We start from the raw sequence: 2790 nt of genomic DNA, 5'->3' as shown, positions 1-2790 counted from the left end.
TCCGAACAACCTAATGCTGACAAAGTGCCATTACCCATGGCGACCAAAATGAAGTTCATGAACCATGTCAATGACGAGCATCAAGATGAACTAGCGCTATTTATAGAAGCGTTTGCTGAGACTAAGATCTGTGATGATATGAGAGTTTCAGTGGCTGAGGTGTATAGTGATGGTTTGTTGTTAGAAGCCACAGCACAAAATATAGACACTCAGCATATAGACACTCAGTCCAGTCCTAAAACTGTAGGTGCAGGCAGTCAGTTTTTTATTCAGTTTGAGACCATGATTGATGAAACTGTTACCTTGAAATCACAATATATCAAGCTATTGCAAGTGGCATCTAAGAAGCTTGGTAAACCAGCCATAAAACAGCAAGACCGTCAGTTCAATGTGATTGAAGGTTATTACGCAAGTCCAAATATGTTCCGACTCGTTGTGAAAGCGCCTATTGAAACACCATTAGATCATGCTGGATTTGCATATTTATTTGACGTTAAAAATGACCTGCCAAAAGGGGATGAGCTGAAGCAATCAGCTGAAAAGTTGCAGCGCTATTATACTTTGCGAAAAGCATGGAAAGATGCAGCGAGCCACGAAGTATCTGGATGGGTTGATGCTTATATTCATGGAGATACACCTGGTGGCAACTGGGCAAGAGCAGCTCAAGTGGGTACACAGATTAAAAGTGTACGCGATTACCCTGAAAAAATCGCACATTTAAAAAGTGGTCAATGCCTTCTCATCTGTGATGAAACGTCATTACCAACGATAGCCAATTTACTAGAATCTTGGCAAAACCCCATAGCGCCCATTGTCATAGCTGTCACCAATGATGCAGAAGATATTAGCTATCTGCGAGATCTCGAATTAAGCCAGGTGTTGGCACAGAGTGATAATTTCAAACAAGACAATATCTTGCACATTATAAACAAGCCAGCCCTGAAGCTCCCTGATGCGATTCTCGCAGCAGTTGATATGCGGTTAGAAGGTGCATTCATTGATATAGAGAAAATCTGGGGTGCCCTACGATCATCTGATGCCAAGCAATTAAGATATCAACTAAAAGCTAAATTCGGCTTATCAAGGCACGATATGATCATGAAGGTATATTGGCGGTAGTGCAGGGCTGGGTTTGAGTAGGGTATGGTGGCAACTCATTAATGATACGCCTTAGTTTTTTGTGAATTAAAAACTCAACGATGGCAAAGTAGAAGTACTATCTTAGTAATATATACCTCGATTGATGTTTGGCATCATATTTTTACGAGCAGCATATTAAAGGATAAAACATGAAGTTTACCTTAATAAAGCTAAGACTCAATATTGCGTCGATACTGATGATGACTTGTGCACTGACTGCTTGTAGTAATGAAAGTACGGTTGCTGCGACTCATAATGCCGATATCACCAATGGCGCAGAATTACCAGTAACGACTTCTTACCATGGCACAGCATCTGTCACCCAAGGGGAGGCCACTGTCGATATACCGTCGTTGTATGACTGTCAGAACGGCAGGAGCTCCCCCGTGGGGCATATCAAAAGTACAGACGGCAAGACTTGGACTGTGCCAGCCGACGTTCGTTTTACCGATACCAATTTCCCATTTGCTAGTGATTTAAACAATCCTTGTACTGGCGCTGCGTATTCATCGGCATCCGAGGCGCTTGATGCACTAGATCCTTCTGATATCATTGAGATTGATGCCGATGGTGACGTCATTACCGCTTATGTCTTTACAGACAATTATTTTGAGATGTATGTGAATGGCATACCTGTTGGTAAAGACAATGTACCCTTTACTCAATTCAACTCAAATATCCTGCAGTTTCAAGTCACCAAGCCTTTTACTGTGGCGATGAAGCTTGTCGACTGGGAAGAAAATAGCGGTATCGGCTCAGAGCAAAATCGCAACAACGCCTATCATGCAGGTGATGGTGGCATGGTTGCTGTATTTAAGGATGCCAATAATCATATTATTGCAAAAACTGATGAGAATTGGACAGCACAAACTTTTTATAGTGCGCCAATCCGTGATCTGAGCTGTGCTATTGAGCAAGGCACGTTGCGTCTAACGACAGAATGTTCTACCGAAGCACGTGACGACGGTAGTCAGGCCTATGCTCTACATTGGGAGCTACCTCGTTATTGGTATATCGAAGAGTTTGACGATAGTGCTTGGCCCAATGCAACTGTTTTCACCAACGATGATATTGGTGTAAATAATAAGTCAGCCTACACTGATTTCGTCGATATATTTGATAGCCCAGAAGATGATGCACGTTTTATTTGGTCAAGCAACGTCATATTGGATAATGAAGTGATCGTGCGCCATACTGTCAATTAATACCAATGAATGTATGTATTTTAGACCAAGATAAAAACCAACCTAACAAGGTTGGTTTTTTAGTGTGGCGCTTAAAAATTGAAATCATGAGTTGAATTTAATCTACAGGATAGGATTATCGATATGAATGCATCATGGTGCTACTCTGTGGCGGCATTAAAAGGATGAGGCGATTACTTGTCGTGAATGGGTGAGGAAAGCTATCTTAATATATAGAACGCCAGATACAACAAAGCCTCTGATATCAATATCAGAGGCTTTAGTTATTCTATAAGAAATAGCATAGAACTATATAATGGTACCCGGAGCCGGACTTGAACCGGCACGCTATTGCTAGCGAGGGATTTTAAATCCCTTGTGTCTACCAATTTCACCACCCGGGCAAAACTTTTTTATCTGTAATGCAAGCTAGTTGGTAGAACATCTAGTTGCTAGATAAGTGGTC

2 protein-coding genes and 1 tRNA gene are annotated in these 2790 nt (G+C 41.6%); 2 read left to right on the top strand and 1 reads right to left on the bottom strand.

The genetic code is table 11. From position 1 onward, the window contains the following. Together L0J61_RS10385 and L0J61_RS10380 are read left to right on the top strand one after the other, a co-directional pair. Positions 1 to 1119 (top strand): siderophore-interacting protein (locus tag L0J61_RS10385; protein WP_301466367.1); only part of this gene is annotated, 1119 nt, incomplete at its 5' end. Between the two features lie 170 nt (positions 1120 to 1289). Beyond that, positions 1290 to 2345, top strand: a complete 1056-nt coding sequence (locus tag L0J61_RS10380) for a hypothetical protein (RefSeq protein ID WP_301466366.1) — start codon at positions 1290 to 1292, stop codon at positions 2343 to 2345. A 296-nt stretch (positions 2346 to 2641) separates the two neighbouring features. Here the strand turns inward: L0J61_RS10380 and L0J61_RS10375 are convergent. Beyond that, a tRNA-Leu gene (locus L0J61_RS10375) sits at positions 2642 to 2728 on the bottom strand. Between the last annotated feature and the right edge of the window lie 62 nt (positions 2729 to 2790).

It is taken from the genome of Psychrobacter sp., from assembly GCF_030457785.1.
GTDB lineage: Bacteria > Pseudomonadota > Gammaproteobacteria > Pseudomonadales > Moraxellaceae > Psychrobacter.
The sequence above is the reverse complement of the archived record's forward strand: the minus strand, read 5'-3'. Positions and strand labels throughout refer to the sequence as shown.

Excerpts from the sequence above, each read along its gene's own strand:
- L0J61_RS10380 (WP_301466366.1), top strand. The coding sequence starts at position 1,290 with ATGAAGTTTACCTTAATAAAGCTAAGACTCAATATTGCGTCGATACTG.